The 14,448-nt window shown below is 74.1% G+C and carries 13 protein-coding genes; 8 read left to right on the top strand and 5 right to left on the bottom strand.

What is annotated here, in order from left to right:
* Positions 1 to 9: 9 nt before the first annotated feature.
* Both radA and BCAV_RS16510 read right to left on the bottom strand, forming a co-directional pair.
* A complete protein-coding gene (gene radA, locus BCAV_RS16515) occupies positions 10 to 1,416 on the bottom strand; it encodes a DNA repair protein RadA (RefSeq protein ID WP_144016805.1) in 1,407 nt (468 codons plus the stop codon).
* A gap of 29 nt (positions 1,417 to 1,445) precedes the next feature.
* On the bottom strand, positions 1,446 to 1,991 hold the full coding sequence (locus BCAV_RS16510) for an AAA family ATPase (protein ID WP_015883758.1): 546 nt from the start codon (positions 1,989 to 1,991) through the stop codon (positions 1,446 to 1,448).
* 96 nt (positions 1,992 to 2,087) lie between these two features.
* On the opposite strand from BCAV_RS16510, the gene BCAV_RS21750 reads away from it, so the two are divergent.
* The 7 genes from BCAV_RS21750 (at position 2,088) to BCAV_RS16475 (ending at position 10,136) form a co-directional block, all read left to right on the top strand.
* The gene (locus tag BCAV_RS21750; RefSeq protein ID WP_015883757.1) at positions 2,088 to 2,723 is read left to right on the top strand and encodes a hypothetical protein; all 636 of its coding nucleotides are present in this window, start codon (positions 2,088 to 2,090) and stop codon (positions 2,721 to 2,723) included.
* Between the two features lies 1 nt (position 2,724).
* Entirely contained in the window at positions 2,725 to 3,549 is an 825-nt protein-coding gene (gene proC, locus BCAV_RS16500; protein WP_015883756.1) for a pyrroline-5-carboxylate reductase, read from the top strand.
* Positions 3,550 to 3,581: 32 nt separating this feature from the next.
* Entirely contained in the window at positions 3,582 to 4,583 is a 1,002-nt protein-coding gene (locus BCAV_RS16495) for a LacI family DNA-binding transcriptional regulator (protein WP_015883755.1), read from the top strand.
* Between the two features lie 492 nt (positions 4,584 to 5,075).
* A complete protein-coding gene (locus BCAV_RS16490) occupies positions 5,076 to 6,872 on the top strand; it encodes a ribulokinase (RefSeq protein WP_015883754.1) in 1,797 nt (598 codons plus the stop codon).
* The gene (locus BCAV_RS16485; protein WP_015883753.1) at positions 6,869 to 7,579 is read left to right on the top strand and encodes an L-ribulose-5-phosphate 4-epimerase; all 711 of its coding nucleotides are present in this window, start codon (positions 6,869 to 6,871) and stop codon (positions 7,577 to 7,579) included. Before BCAV_RS16490 ends, BCAV_RS16485 begins: the two co-directional genes overlap by 4 nt.
* Positions 7,576 to 9,123, top strand: a complete 1,548-nt coding sequence (gene araA, locus BCAV_RS16480; RefSeq protein WP_015883752.1) for an L-arabinose isomerase — start codon at positions 7,576 to 7,578, stop codon at positions 9,121 to 9,123. The genes BCAV_RS16485 and araA overlap by 4 nt, the downstream gene beginning before the upstream one ends.
* 2 nt (positions 9,124 to 9,125) lie before the next feature.
* A complete protein-coding gene (locus BCAV_RS16475; protein WP_015883751.1) occupies positions 9,126 to 10,136 on the top strand; it encodes a zinc-dependent alcohol dehydrogenase in 1,011 nt (336 codons plus the stop codon).
* 23 nt (positions 10,137 to 10,159) lie between these two features.
* Here the strand turns inward: BCAV_RS16475 and BCAV_RS16470 are convergent, their stop codons facing one another.
* Both BCAV_RS16470 and BCAV_RS16465 read right to left on the bottom strand, forming a co-directional pair.
* Complete coding sequence (locus BCAV_RS16470; protein ID WP_015883750.1) at positions 10,160 to 10,852, bottom strand: potassium channel family protein; 693 nt, start codon at positions 10,850 to 10,852, stop codon at positions 10,160 to 10,162.
* A complete protein-coding gene (locus BCAV_RS16465; RefSeq protein ID WP_015883749.1) occupies positions 10,845 to 12,215 on the bottom strand; it encodes a TrkH family potassium uptake protein in 1,371 nt (456 codons plus the stop codon). The genes BCAV_RS16470 and BCAV_RS16465 overlap by 8 nt, the downstream gene beginning before the upstream one ends.
* Positions 12,216 to 12,328: 113 nt before the next feature.
* On the opposite strand from BCAV_RS16465, the gene BCAV_RS16460 reads away from it, so the two are divergent.
* Positions 12,329 to 13,564: an acetoin utilization protein AcuC gene (locus BCAV_RS16460; RefSeq protein ID WP_015883748.1), complete on the top strand. Its 1,236-nt coding sequence runs from the start codon at positions 12,329 to 12,331 to the stop codon at positions 13,562 to 13,564.
* 3 nt (positions 13,565 to 13,567) lie between these two features.
* On the opposite strand, the gene BCAV_RS16455 is transcribed toward BCAV_RS16460, so the two are convergent.
* Positions 13,568 to 14,401 carry an alpha/beta fold hydrolase gene (locus BCAV_RS16455; RefSeq protein WP_015883747.1) on the bottom strand — a complete coding sequence of 278 codons (834 nt, stop codon included), beginning with the start codon at positions 14,399 to 14,401 and terminating at the stop codon, positions 13,568 to 13,570.
* Between the last annotated feature and the right edge of the window lie 47 nt (positions 14,402 to 14,448).

Here is a 14,448-nt window from a genome sequence, read left to right as displayed (position 1 = left end):
TCGCGCACTCTACGCGAGCGACAGCCCCGCCAGAGCGTGCTGAGCGGCCTCGGCGAGGCTCGCCGCGGGGAGGAGGCGCAGCCCTTCCGGAGCCCGCGCCTCACGGGCGGTGCGCGCCGGGACCACCGCCGAGGTGAAGCCGAGGCGCGCGGCCTCCGCCAGCCTCCGGTCGATCCCGACCGTCGGGCGCAGCTCACCGGCGAGGCTGACCTCGCCGATCGCGACGAGGCCGGCTCGGATCACGCGACCGGTCTCCGCGCTCGCGACGGCGAGGGCGACGGCGATGTCGGCAGCGGGCTCGACGGCGCGGGCTCCGCCGATCGTCGACACGAACACGTCGCAGCCCCCGAGCCGGACGTCGAGAAGGGCCTGGAGCACCGCGAGGGTCATGTTGACACGGGAGGACTCGACGCCGGACGTCGCCCGGCGCGGGTGCTTCTCCGTGCCCGGCGTGACCAGAGCCTGGATCTCGATCGGCATGGGTCGGCGGCCGTCGAGCGTGACGGTGGCACAGGTGCCTGGCTGGACGAGGCCGCTGCCGGACAGGAAGAGACCGCTGGGATCCGGCAGACCCTCGATGCCGCTGTCCGTCAGGTCGAAGCACCCCACCTCGTCGGTCGGGCCGTACCTGTTCTTGACGGCGCGGACCATGCGGAGCCGGGAGTGCCTGTCGCCCTCGAACTGGCAGACGACGTCGACGAGGTGCTCGAGCACGCGCGGCCCGGCGATCCCGCCGTCCTTCGTCACGTGCCCGACGAGCAGCACCGGGAGGTGCTTGCGCTTGGCGACGGCGATGATCGCGGCCGCGACGGCCCGCACCTGCGCGACACCGCCCGCGGCGCCGTCGACGTCCGCCGACGCGATCGTCTGCACCGAGTCGAGCACAAGCAGCTGCGGATCGCACGCCTCGATCTGGCCGAGCACGGTGGCCAGGTCGGACTCGGCGGCGAGGTACAGGCGCGGCCGCAGGGCACCGATGCGTTCGGCGCGCAGCCGGACCTGGGAGGCCGACTCCTCGCCCGTCACGTACAGCACGCGGCGACCGGTGCCGCTCGTCGCGGCCTTGGCGGCGACGTCGAGCAGCAGCGTCGACTTGCCGACGCCGGGTTCGCCGGCGAGCAGCACGACAGCCCCGGGCACGAGCCCACCCCCGAGCACGCGGTCCAGCTCGCCGACGCCGGTCGGCTGCAGCCGCACGAGGTCGGTGTCGACCTGGTCGATCGGGACGGCGGGGGACGCCGGGGCGAGCGCGGCCGTGCCCCGGCCGACGGCGACGCTTCCGCCGGCTGCCTCCTCGACGGTGCCCCAGGCCTGGCACTCACCGCACCGGCCGACCCACTTCGCCGTCTGCCACCCGCACTCCGCGCACCGGTACTCGGCCTTCGGCGTGCGCGCGGTGCGCGGGGTGGTGGTCATGGCCGTGACGTTAACGCCCGGCGCCGACATCACGAGCGGGACAGGCCCGCGCTGTGGACGGCCGCGAGCCGGACCAGGTCGGCGACCCGCGCCACGTCCACCGCGCGAGACGTGTCGACCCGCACGACGGGACCGACGTCGAGGGGTTCGGCCCGGTCCGCCCAGTCGGCCCAGTCGCCGTCGAACCGCTCCTGGTCGGCGTACCAGTCGGGCCGCGACCGAGCGAGGAAGCGGCTCGCGGCGAGATCGGCGGGGACGTCGCACCACACCTCGACCACCGCCGTCGGCCGCACACGCGCGAGGCCGGCGGCGACGTGCCCGCTGTCGCGCGAGGCGAAGAACCAGCTCTCGACGACGACGTCGCCGGGGGTCCCGGAGGCCACCGTCCAGATCGCCTCCATCGACGCCGCCCCCAGGGTCCACGGCGCCGCAGCCGCGGGCACCACCGGGACGAGGGCGTCCTTGACCGTGTCCTTCGACAGCAGGGCCGCGTTCAGCGCCGGGGCGAGCGCCGTCGCGAGGGTCGTCTTGCCGGATCCCGGCAGGCCGTTCACCAGGGTCAGCAGATCGGGCATCCGGCCACCGTACCGAGGGCGACGCCGCACAGCGGTTCGCGCCGGGCGCGGGGTGCGCCGTGGGTAGGCTGCCGCCCACGACAGCGGGGAGACACGGTGAGCCAGGACGACACGAACGAGACCGCCGACGACGGCGACGGCGCGCAGCGAGCGACGACGGCGCCCGTCCCGCCCGAGGTGATCCGCCGCCGGCGGATCGTGGTCGGGATCGGAGCGGTCGTCGTGATCGCCCTCGTCGTGGTCCTCGTGCTCCTCCTGACCCGGCCCGACCCCGAGCCGACCCCCGGCGAGACGGTGGCGGGGCCGACGCCCACCCCGGCGATCACCCCCGCGGAACGGGACACGGGCACGGCGTTCCTCGCCGTCCTGCCCAGCACGCTGCTGCAGTACGCGGTGACGGCGCAGGCGGAGGACGCCGGGCTGCTCGACGCCGGCGCGGTCGAGGCGTGGACGCTGACCTACTCCGACGGCGACGGCACCGAGCTCGTGCTGCGCACCGCCCAGCTCACCACGCCCGAGGGAGCGGCGGCCGCCCGCGAGTCGCTCACGGTCGAGGGGGAGAGCCTCCGCGCGGAACCGGTGCTCGTCGGCGGTGAGGAGGCCGGACAGGTCGTGATCTCGGCCACCGAGGACGACGGCGCCGTCGCGGCCTGGTCGAACGCCACCGCCGTGTTCCAGGTCACCGGGCCCGCGGACGCCGTCGTCGCCTTCTACGACGCGTTCGGGATGTGACATGCGGATCGCACTGCTCGGCGCCGGGACCATGGGTCGTGCCGTCCTGACGTCGATCCTGGCGACCGACGGCGTCGGGGCCGACGACGTCGTCGTCACCACGTCGCGCGACGCGTCAGCCGAGGCCGTCGCGAGCCGGTTCGGCGTCGCCGCCGGAACCGACAACCGGGCGGCCGCGACGGACGCCGACGTCGTCGTCCTCGGCGTCAAGCCCCAGGGCATGGCGGCCCTGCTCGACGAGATCGGCCCGGCGATCGGCGGCGAGACGCTCGTCGCGAGCCTCGCCGTCGGGCTCGCCACGACGTTCTACGAGGCGCGGCTGCCCGCCGGGACGCCCGTCGTCCGCGTCATGCCGAACACGCCGGCGACGATCGGGCAGGGCGTCAGCGCGCTCAGCGCGGGAGCGGCGGCGACCGATGCGCACCTCGCCCTCCTGGAGCGCCTGCTCGCCGGCACCGGGCTCGTGGTGCGGGTGCCGGAGTCGCAGCAGTCGGTCGTCGCCGCCGTCTCGGGCTCCGGGCCCGCGTACGTCTTCCACCTCGTCGACGCGCTCGCGGAGGCCGGCACCGCGGGGGGACTCCCGCGGGCGACGGCGCTGCGCCTCGCCGCGCAGACCGTCGCCGGCGCCGGGGCCCTCGCCGTGAGCAGCGGGGAGCACCCGGCCATCCTGCGCGAGCAGGTCTCCTCGCCGGGAGGGACGACGCTCGCCGCCCTCGCCGAGCTCGACGACCGCGGCGTGCGCGCCGCCTACGCCGCGGCCGTGCGGGCCGCCGTCCGACGGGCCGGCGAGCTCGCCGCCGACCTCGACCCCGGGCCCCCGCGGTGAGCACGCCGCCCGGACGACGCCGCCGGGCCGGCATGGCCGACGTCGCGAAGCTCGCCGGCGTCTCCCACCAGACCGTCTCACGCGTGCTCAACGACCACCCGAGCGTGCGGCCCGCGACGCGGCAGCGGGTGCTCGACGCCATGGCGGAGCTCGCGTACACCCCGAATCGGCTGGCGCGCGCGCTCGTGACGCGACGTTCCGGGCTGCTCGGCGTCGTGACCAGCGGGTCGGCGAAGTACGGGCCGATGAGCACGCTCATCGCCGTCGAGGAGGCGGCGCGGGCGGCCGGCTACGCCGTGAACGTCGCGGTGGTGCGCTCGCCGACGCAGGAGTCCATGGGGGCCGTCCTCGCGAGCTTCGACGAGCAGGCGGTTGAGGGCGTCGTCGTCATCGCACCCCGCGCCACGGCGGTCGAGGCGCTCCGGGCTGTCGACTCGCGCGCCCCGGTGATCCTCGTCGCGGCGGGCGTGGGGACGGACGAGCGGTTCGCGACGGTGAGCGTCGACCAGGCGCGCGGTGCGCGGCTCGCCGTCGAGCACCTCGTGTCGCTCGGGCACCGCACGGTCGCCCACGTGTCCGGCCCGGACGACTGGTTCGACGCGCGCGAGCGTCTCGCCGGGTGGCGGTCCGCGCTCGCGGAGGCCGGTCTCGAGGGCGAGCTCGTGGAGGGCGACTGGACGGCCGACGTCGGCTACACCGCCGGGCGGCAGCTCGTGGCCGACGGCGTCCCGGGCGCGATCTTCGCCGCGAACGACCAGCTCGCCCTGGGGCTCCTGCGCGCGTTCGCCGAGGCCGGGGTGGCGGTGCCGGGCGACGTGAGCGTCGTCGGCTTCGACGACATCGAGGGGACCGCCCACTTCTTCCCGCCGCTCACGACCGTGCGGCAGGACTTCACCCGACTCGGCGAGGTGTGCCTCGAGGTGCTGCTGGCGGCGATCGCCGCGGGGTCGACGACGGCGTCCGCCGCTCCCGAGCCCGTCGCGCCCGAGCTGGTGGTCAGGTCGAGCACCGGGCCGCCGTCTGCCTCGAGCTGAGTCCCTCCGGGCGTCGCCTGGCGTGGCCCGGCTCCGGTGGGTGGTGGGGGGTCGACCGTGTGGAAGGTCCCCTGTGGTGCCGGGTCCGGGGGACGAACCGCACGGTCGGGCCGGGTTCGGGGACGAACCGCACGGTCGAGCCGGTTCTGGTGGGTGGTGGGGGGTCGACCGTGTGGAACGTCCCGTGTGGGCGGAGTTCGGGGGACGAGCCGCACGGTCGGGCCGGTTCTGGTGGGTGGTGGGGGGTCGACCGTGTGGAACGTCCCCTGTGGGGCCGGGTTCGGGGGACGAACCGCACGGTCCGGCCGGGTTCGGGGGACGAACCGCACGGTCGAGCGGGCTCCGGGGGACGAACCACACGGCCGATCGCCGAGGGCCGTCCGCTCGCGAAGTGTTAACGTTCACATCCGATAGGGTGAGCAGCCGGCCAGCGAACCACGGTGTCCGCGAGCGCCGGAGCCGCCCCAGTCAGTCGATCCAGGAGAGACCACGATGACGTCGTCCGAGCACAGGGCTCCCGACCCCGCCACGCCGGCCGCCTCGGACCGGTCGCCCGGCACGCCGGCGCCGAGCCGGGCACCCGACGAGACGTACGTCGTCGGGGTCGACTTCGGCACCCTGTCCGGCCGGGCCGTCGTCGTCCGCGTGCGCGACGGCGCCGAGCTCGCCACTGCCGTCCACGAGTACGCGCACGCCGTCCTCGACCGCGCCCTGCCGGACGGCACGCCGCTGCCCCCGGAGTGGGCGCTCCAGGTGCCGGGCGACTACATCGACGTGCTCAAGCAGGCAGTCCCCGCGGCCGTCAGCGCCGCGGGGATCGACCCGAGCGCCGTCGTCGGCATCGGCACCGACTTCACGGCCTGCACGATGGTCCCGACGCTCGCGGACGGCACCCCGCTGAGCGACGTGCACCCCGACCGGCCGCACGCCTACGTCAAGCTCTGGAAGCACCACGCCGCGCAGGGGCAGGCCGACCGCATCAACGACCTCGCCCGCGAGCGCGGCGAGTCGTGGCTCGCCCGCTACGGCGGGGCGATCTCCAGCGAGTGGCAGTTCGCGAAGGGGCTGCAGCTGCTCGAGGAGGACCCGGAGCTGTACGCCGAGATGACGCACTTCGTCGAGGCGGCCGACTGGATCGTGTGGCAGCTGTCCGGCAGCCGGGACCGGAACGCCTGCACGGCCGGCTACAAGGGCATCCTCCAGGACGGCCACTACCCGGACCCGGAGTTCCTCGCCGCGCTCAACCCCGGCTTCCCGGGCTTCGTCACGGACAAGCTCGCGGGCGAGATCATCCCGCTCGGTGCCCGCGCGGGCGGCCTGACGGCGGAGGCCGCCGCGTGGACAGGGCTGCCGGAGGGCATCGCCGTCGCCGCCGGCAACGTCGACGCCCACGTCACGGTCCCGGCCGCGGACGCCCTCGAGCCCGGCCTCATGACGATGATCATGGGTACCTCGACGTGCCACATGACGAACGCGCCGCAGGTGCACGCCGTGCAGGGCATGTGCGGCGTGGTGGACGGCGGCATCGTGGACGGCCTGTTCGGGTACGAGGCCGGGCAGAGCGGCGTCGGCGACATCTTCGCCTGGTACACCGCCACGCACGTACCGGCCGAGGTCGCCGAGGAGGCGACGGCCCGCGGCGTCTCCGTGCACGACGTGCTCACCGAGCGCGCCGCCGCCCAGGAGATCGGCGAGCACGGGCTCGTCGCGCTCGACTGGCACTCCGGCAACCGTTCGGTCCTCGTCGACGGCAACCTGTCCGGCGTCGTCGTCGGCCAGACGCTCGCCACCCGCCCGGACGAGACGTACCGGGCGCTCCTCGAGGCGACGGCGTTCGGCACCCGCGTCATCATCGAGGCCTTCGCGGAGGCGGGCGTCGGGGTGACCGAGCTCGTCGTGGCCGGTGGCCTGCTCAAGAACGCGTTCCTCATGCAGATGTACTCCGACGTGACAGGACTCCCGCTCTCGACGATCACGTCCGAGCAGGGCCCGGCCCTCGGCTCGGCGATCCATGCGGCGGTCGCGGCCGGGGCGTACCCGGACGTCGCGGCGGCCGGGGGAGCGATGGGTGGGCGGACGCGGGACGCCTACCTGCCCGACGCCGAGGCCACCGCCCGCTACGACGTCCTGTTCGCCGAGTACCGCCGACTGCACGACTACTTCGGCCGCGGCGAGAACGACGTCATGCACCGCCTCAAGGCGATCCGCCGGGACGCGCACGAGGCGCGGGTCGCCTCGGCGCAGGGCGGCTCGGCGCCGGCGGACGCAGCCGTCGAGGCCGCTCGATGAGCGTCCCCGCCCACCTGGCCGACGTCGTCGCCGCCGCCCGCGTCCGCGTCGCCGCCCTGCACGCCGAGCTGCCGCGCTACGGCCTCGTGGTGTGGACCGCCGGGAACGTCTCCGAGCGCGTGCGCGACGAGACCGACGCGAGCGGCGGCAGCGACCTCCTCGTCATCAAGCCGTCCGGCGTCTCCTACGACGACCTCACGCCGGAGGCGATGGTCGTGTGCGACCTGGACGGCGAGCTGCTCGACGGCGACCGGTCGCCGTCGTCCGACACCGCCGCCCACGCGTACGTGTATCGCCACATGCGCGACGTCGGCGGCGTCGTGCACACGCACTCGACGTACGCGACGGCCTGGGCCGCGCGTCGCGAGCCCGTGCCGTGCGTGCTCACGATGATGGCCGACGAGTTCGGCGGCGAGATCCCGATCGGCCCGTTCGCGCTCATCGGCGACGACTCCATCGGCCGGGGGATCGTCGAGACGCTGCGCTCCTCCCGCAGCCCGGCCGTCCTCATGGCGAACCACGGACCGTTCACCATCGGCGCCGACGCGCGGGCCGCCGTCAAGGCCGCCGTGATGTGCGAGGAGGTCGCGCGCACCGTGCACATCGCGCGGCAGCTCGGCGACCCGCACCCCGTCGACCAGAGCGACGTCGACTCCCTGTACGCGCGCTACCAGAACGTCTACGGCCAACACGAAGGACAGCGATGACAGCGTCACCCGCGGTGCCCGCCACCGACCCGACCGCCCAGGACCCGTTCGCCGGTCGTGAGATCTGGTTCCTCACCGGCAGCCAGCACCTGTACGGGCCGGAGGTGCTCGAGCAGGTGGCCTCCCAGTCGGGATCGATCATTGCGACGCTCGACGACGCCGCCGAGATCCCGGTGCGGATCGTCGCCAAGCCGGTGCTCACGGACACCGAGGCGATCCGGCGCATCGCGGACGAGGCGAACGCGGACCCGGCGTGCGTCGGCGTCATCGCGTGGATGCACACGTTCTCCCCGGCGAAGATGTGGATCACCGGGCTGGACGCGCTGCGGACGCCGCTGCTGCACCTGCACACGCAGGCGAACGTCGGCCTCCCGTGGGCCGACATCGACATGGACTTCATGAACCTCAACCAGGCCGCGCACGGGGACCGCGAGTTCGCGTACGTCGCGACGCGGCTCGGCGTGGCCCGCAAGACGGTGGTCGGGCACGCGTCCGACGCGCGGGTGCGCAGCGAGGTCGGCACGTGGGCGCGGGCGGCGACGGCGTGGGCGCACGTGCGCGGGCTCAAGCTCGCCCGGTTCGGCGACAACATGCGGTTCGTCGCCGTCACCGAGGGTGACAAGACGGAGGCGGAGCGGGTCTTCGGCGTCCAGGTCAACACGTGGGGCGTGAACGACCTGGTGGAGCGGGTCGACGCCGCACCCGAGGGCATCGTCAACGCGCTCGCCGCCGAGTACGAGCTGGCCTACGACGTCGCCCCCGAGCTGCGCCGCGGCGGCGAGCGGCACGAGTCCCTGCGCTACGCCGCCCGCATCGAGGCCGGCCTGCGCACGTTCCTCGCGGAGGGTGGGTTCGGCGCGTTCACCACGAACTTCGAGGACCTCGGCGGGCTGCGGCAGCTCCCGGGGCTCGCCGTGCAGCGCCTCATGGCGGACGGCTACGGCTTCGGCGCCGAGGGCGACTGGAAGACGGCGGTGCTCGTGCGCGCCGCGAAGGTCATGGGCCACGGGCTGCCCGGCGGCGCCTCCCTCATGGAGGACTACACGTACCACCTGACGCCGGGGGAGGAGAAGATCCTCGGCGCCCACATGCTCGAGATCTGCCCGTCGCTGACGACGGCGAAGCCGCGCGTCGAGATCCACCCGCTCGGCATCGGCGGGCGCGAGGACCCGGTGCGCCTCGTGTTCGACACCGACCCCGGCCCGGGCATCGTCGTCTCGCTCGCCGACCTGCGCGAGCGCTTTCGTCTTGTGGCGAACGTCGTCGACGTCGTCGGCCCGGACGCCCCGCTGCCGAACCTTCCCGTGGCCTCGGCCGTGTGGGTCCCGGAGCCGGACTTCGCGACGTCGGCCCAGGCGTGGCTGACGGCCGGCGGGGCGCACCACACCGTGCTCACCACGGCGGTCGGCGCCGAGGCGTGGGAGGACTTCGCCGAGATCGCCCGCACCGAGCTCGTGCTCATCGACCGAGACACGCGGCTGCGCGAGCTGCGCAAGGAACTACGGTGGAACGCCGCCTACTACCGCCTCGCCCAAGGGATGTGACGATGCGCCGCGCCGTTCTGCACGGAGTCGGGGACCTGCGACTCGAGGAAGGTCCCGACCCCGAGGTCCCGGAGGGCTTCACGCTGGTCCGGATGACCGACGTCGGTCTGTGCGGGAGCGACCTGCACTGGTTCAGCGAAGGCGGTATCGGCGACGCGCGGCTGACCCGGCCGATCGTGCCCGGGCACGAGCAGGCCGGGATCGCGCAGGACGGGCCGTACGCGGGCCGGCTCGTCGCCGTCGACCCCGCCATCCCGTGCGGGCGGTGCGAGATGTGCCTGGAGGGCGAGGTCAACCTCTGCCCGACGGTGCGGTTCTCCGGGCACGGTGCGCTGGACGGCGGGCTGCAGGAGCTGCTCGCGTGGCCGACGGACCGCCTCTTCCCGCTCCCGGACGGCATGACCGGCGCCGACGGCGCGGTGCTCGAGCCGCTCGGGGTGGCCCTGCACGCCTGGGACCTCGCTCACGTGCGCGCGGCGTCCGACGTCGTCGTCGTCGGGACCGGCCCGATCGGCCTGCTGCTCGTGCAGTTGGCCCGGCACTTCGCGGGCGGCCGCGTCATCGCCGTCGAGCCGCTGGCGCACCGCCGCGAGGCCGCCCTCCGGTACGGCGCCGACCTCGCGCTCACGCCCCAGGAGGCCGCCGCGATCGACGTCGCCGAGCTCGGGGCCGGAGAGCTCGGCGTGGACGTGGCGTTCGAGGTCGCCGGCACGAACGACGCGATCGAGACGTCGATGCGCCTCGTGAAGCCCGGCGCCCGCGTGGTGCTCGCTGGGATCCCGGACGACGACACGTCCACGTTCACGGCGTCGACGGCCCGCCGCAAGGGCCTGACGTTCCTGCTCGTGCGGCGGATGAAGGAGATGTACCCGCGCGCGATCCGCCTCGCCGAGACGGGGATCGTGGACGTCCGCTCGCTGGTGTCGGCGCGCATCCCGCTCGACGAGGCGCCGCGCGCGTTCGCCGAGGCGGTCGAGCGCACCGGGCTCAAGGTCGTCATCGGCCTCGACTGAGGCCGGTGCGGCCAGGTTCGGCCTCAGGGCCGCGCCGCGAACCGCTCCAGCAGCGTGGTGTCCCCGGACACGATGACGAGGTCCTCGGCGTCGATCCGGGTCTCGTCGGTGGCGTACTCGAACGGGTGGCCCGGCGTCTTCACGCCGATGATCGTCACGCCGTACTTCTTGCGCACCTGCGACTGGCCGACGGTGAACCCCTGGATCTCGCGCGGCGGCCGCATCTTGACGATGGTGAAGCCGTCCTCCATCTCGATGTAGTCGAGCATCTTGCCGGAGACGAGGTGAGCCACACGTTGCCCGGCGTCGTACTCCGGGTACACGACGTGGTGCGCTCCGATCCGGCGCAGGATGCGGCCGTGCTCCGCGGACACGGCCTTCGCCCAGATCTGGGGTGTGCCGATGTCGACGAGGTTGCCCGTGATGAGGACGCTCGCCTCGAGCTCCGTGCCGACGCCGACGACGACGGTGCCGAAGTCCCGCGCCCCCAGCTGCTCGAGCGCCTCGGGGTTGGTGGCGTCCGCCTCGACGAGCGGGAGGCGGCCGGACCACGCCTGGATGAGGTCGGGATCCTTCTCGACGCCGAGGACGGTGCGGTCGAGCGTCTCGAGCGTGACGGCCAGCGCGGATCCGAACCGGCCCAGCCCGATGACGAGGATCGAGCGTTCGTCGGCCGCGCTGCGCTTCTCGCGGGGAGTGGGGCTGGGCTCAGCCAATGATCGGCCTCTCGTCGGGCAGCCGGATGACCCTGCGCCTGCTGCGCAGCGCCAGTGCGGCCGCGAGTGTCATGGTGCCGGTGCGTCCGGCGAACATCAACGCGCTCAGCACGTAGTGGGCGGAGTCGGGCAGGGTCGGCGTGATGCCCGTCGACAGCCCGCACGTGGCGAACGCCGAGATCACCTCGAAGAGGATGACATCGAGCGGGAGGTCGGTGATCGTCAACAGCGCCAGCGTCGCGATGCCGACGAGGGTCGCGCCGATGAACGAGACGGCGACGGCGAGGCGAAGGGTCGCTCGGTCGATCCGGCGTCCGAACGCCTCGACGTCGCGATCACCACGGGCCTCGGCCACGATCGCGAGGAGCATGACGGCGAGCGTCGAGACCTTGATGCCGCCCGCCGTCGACGCGCTGCCGCCGCCGACGAACATCAGCGCGTCGGTCATGAACCACGTCGCCTCGCGCATCTCGCCGACGTCGACCGTCGAGAACCCGCTGGACCGGGGCATGATGCCCGCGAACAGCGACGCCAGGATGCGGTCGGCGACCGGCAGCCCACCGAACGTGCGGTCGTTGAACCACTCGAACCCGCCGATGATGAGCACGGAGGTGGCGGCGAGGGCGGCGTGCGTCGTCAGCGTCAGCTTCGTGTGCAGCGTGAACCGGCGGGGGCGCCGCCAGGCCTGCGCGACGTTGAGGATCACGGGGAAGCCGACGGCGCCGATGAACGTCCCGACGATGATCGGCAGGCACATCCACCAGTCGCCGACGTACGGCGACATGCCGCCCTCGATGATGACGAACCCGGCGTTGTTGAACGTCGACACCGCGAGGAACGAGCCGTGCCACATCGCCTGCCCGAGCTCCTCGCCGAGCGTCAGGAACCGGGGCACGAGCACGAGGGCCAGCAGGATCTCGAGCGTCAGCGAGGCGGCGATGACGGCCCTGATGAGGCTGCCGACCTCGCCGAGCCGCGTCGTCTTCGTCTCCGACGCCGTGAGGAGCCGCTGCGTGAGACCGATCCGCCGCGAGACCGCCAGGCCGAGGATCGACGCGAGCGTCATCACGCCCAGCCCGCCGATCTGGATGGCGATCATGATGACGACCTGCCCGAACGGCGACCAGAACGTGGCCGTGTCCACCGACACCAGACCGGTGACGCAGACGGCGGACGTCGCCGTGAACACGGCGTCGGCGAACGGGGCACGCTCGCCCGTCGTCGTCGCCGCGGGCAGCGAGAGCAGCGCCGTCGCGATGGCGACGACCGACGCGAACGTCGCGAGCGCCAGCCTGGCGGGGGAGCGGCGGGCGACACGGTCGACGGTGTCGCGCGCGGCCTGCAGCACGGCCGGGACCTCCACGCCTGCCCTCCACGTCTGCTCTCCGTCGTCGCGGGCCACCCGGCGGCGGCCCGGCCTACTGTGGCACGGCTGGCCCGTCGGCGCGGCCCACCACGCGAGTTAGGTTGGACCCCATGCCTGCGCCAGCCCTCGAGCCCGGGACCGAGCCCGAGATCCGGTCCGCTCCCGCGAGCACGCCGCGTTCACGGTTCGCGTGGTCCGAGGACCTGCCCCGTTACGACTTCGGCCCCGCGCACCCGATGGCGCCCGTGCGCCTCACGCTGACGAAGGACCTCGTGGACCGGCTCGGCCTGACCGACGGCCCGGGCGCCGTCGTCGATGTCATCGACGTGGCGGACGTCGACGACGACCTCCTCGCCACCGTCCACGACCGCGAGTACATCGCCGCGGTCCGGGCGGCCGAGTCAGGCGTCCCCGACCCGGCGCGGGGGCTCGGGACCACCGACACACCGATCTTCGGGGAGATCCACTCGGCGTCGGCGCGGATCGTTGGTGCGTCGGTGGCGGCCGCGCGCTCGGTGTGGACGACGCCGGTGACGCACGCCGTCAGCGTCGCGGGTGGCATGCACCACGCGATGCCCGGCGCCGCGGCGGGGTTCTGCGTGTACAACGACCTCGCGATCGCGATCCGCTGGCTGCTCGACGCCGGCGCCCGCCGGGTCGCGTACGTCGACCTCGACGCGCACCACGGCGACGGCGTCGAGCGCGCGTTCTGGGACGACCCGCGGGTGCTGACCGTGTCGGTGCACGAGAGCGGACGGACCCTCTTCCCCGGGACGGGCTACGCGACCGACACGGGCGGTGCCGGCGCCGAGGGCACGGCCGTCAACATCCCGCTCCCGGCCGGCACGCGCGGGCCGGCGTGGCTGCGCGCCGTCGAGGCGGTCGTCCCGCCGCTCGTGCGGGCGTTCGAGCCCGACGTGATCGTCAGCCAGCACGGCGCAGACTGCCACGGCTCCGACCCGTTGACGAACCTCCGGATCTCCCTCGACCACCAGCGCGCGGCGGCGGAGCTGGTCGCGGGGCTCGCGGCCGAGTGCGCGGAGGACCGCTGGCTCGCCGCGGGCGGGGGCGGCTACACCGTCGTCGAGGTGGTGCCCCGGGCGTGGGCGGCGCTGACCGCTGTCAGCGCGGGCGTCGGCGTCGACCCGGCCGCCCCCACTCCGGCGCTCTGGCGCGAGACGGTCGCCCGGCTGTGCCGGGTGCCGGCGCCGGAGACGCTCGGTGAGGGCGGCGGCGAGTACGTGCCGTGGAGCCGTGGTTTCGACCCCGACGACCCGGTCGACCGCGTCGTCCTCGCCACGAGGAACGCCGTGTTCCCGGCGCACGGCCTCGACCCGATGCTCTGAGCCTCACGCAGCCAGGACGCCGCGCAGCCGCTCGGCGAACGCCGCCGGGTCGTCCACGAAGCCCGTGTGGTCGCCCGGGAAGATCGTCGGCTCCAGCCCGAGCTCCGAGCCCAGGGCTCGCGACGCCCGGTCGCACAGCTGACCGGCGGAGTCGGCGCCGATCCCGATGACGATCCGGGTCGCGGCCGAGCGCAGCACGTCGAGGTCGGGACGCCACGCCGTCGTCCCCAGCAGCTCGTGGTGGAACCAGTGGTCCTGGTCGGACACCGTCTGCGCCGAGCGCTCGCCGGCGAAGATCTCCGCCACGAGCTCGTCGGGCATGTAGATGTTCGCCTGACGCAGGAACTGGCCCCATGCTCCTGGCACGTCGCCGGACGCGTACGTGGCGATGAGCTCGCGGGTGCCGGCGTGGAGCTCGTCGCGGTCGGGGAGGAGCTCGACCAGCGGCGGTTCGTGGGCGATCGCCGCCGTCACGAGGTCCGGCCGGGACTCCACGAGCGCGAGCGCCGTCACGGCCCCTCCGCTGGACCCGAGGACCGCGGCCGGTCCGGCGTCCAGATGCTCGACGAGCCGGGCCAGGTCCGCCGCGCGCAGCGCCGGTGTGGAGTCCTGCCCGGGGTCGTCGAGGACGCTGCGGCCGACGCCGCGGGGGTCCGTGGTGAGCACCGTGTGATCGGCTGCCAGCAGGTCGGCGAGCGGGGCGAACGCGGCGGCGTCCATCGGCGCGCCGACGAGGGCCACGAGCGGGCCGGAGCCGCGCGACTCGTAGTACAGGGTGCCGTCGGGAGTGCGCAGCGTGTCGCTCGCGACGGGCTGGGTCGTCCGTGCCTCGGTCATGGGTTCCTCCTCGGTTCGATGCTGTCACCAGGTAGGACCGACGCCGT

Origin of the sequence: Beutenbergia cavernae DSM 12333 (assembly GCF_000023105.1) — a bacterium.
In the GTDB taxonomy this organism is placed as follows: Bacteria; Actinomycetota; Actinomycetes; order Actinomycetales; family Beutenbergiaceae; genus Beutenbergia; species Beutenbergia cavernae.
The sequence above is the reverse complement of the archived record's forward strand: the minus strand, read 5'-3'. Positions and strand labels throughout refer to the sequence as shown.

Bases quoted from the DNA above. Each gene is read 5' to 3' on its own strand.
- radA (WP_144016805.1), bottom strand. From the start codon at position 1,416: ATGACCACCACCCCGCGCACCGCGCGCACGCCGAAGGCCGAGTACCGG.
- BCAV_RS16510 (WP_015883758.1), bottom strand. From the start codon at position 1,991: ATGCCCGATCTGCTGACCCTGGTGAACGGCCTGCCGGGATCCGGCAAG.
- proC (WP_015883756.1), top strand. From the start codon at position 2,725: ATGCGGATCGCACTGCTCGGCGCCGGGACCATGGGTCGTGCCGTCCTG.
- BCAV_RS16495 (WP_015883755.1), top strand. From the start codon at position 3,582: ATGGCCGACGTCGCGAAGCTCGCCGGCGTCTCCCACCAGACCGTCTCA.
- BCAV_RS16490 (WP_015883754.1), top strand. From the start codon at position 5,076: ATGACGTCGTCCGAGCACAGGGCTCCCGACCCCGCCACGCCGGCCGCC.
- BCAV_RS16485 (WP_015883753.1), top strand. From the start codon at position 6,869: ATGAGCGTCCCCGCCCACCTGGCCGACGTCGTCGCCGCCGCCCGCGTC.
- araA (WP_015883752.1), top strand. From the start codon at position 7,576: ATGACAGCGTCACCCGCGGTGCCCGCCACCGACCCGACCGCCCAGGAC.
- BCAV_RS16475 (WP_015883751.1), top strand. From the start codon at position 9,126: ATGCGCCGCGCCGTTCTGCACGGAGTCGGGGACCTGCGACTCGAGGAA.
- BCAV_RS16460 (WP_015883748.1), top strand. From the start codon at position 12,329: ATGCCTGCGCCAGCCCTCGAGCCCGGGACCGAGCCCGAGATCCGGTCC.
- BCAV_RS16455 (WP_015883747.1), bottom strand. From the start codon at position 14,401: ATGACCGAGGCACGGACGACCCAGCCCGTCGCGAGCGACACGCTGCGC.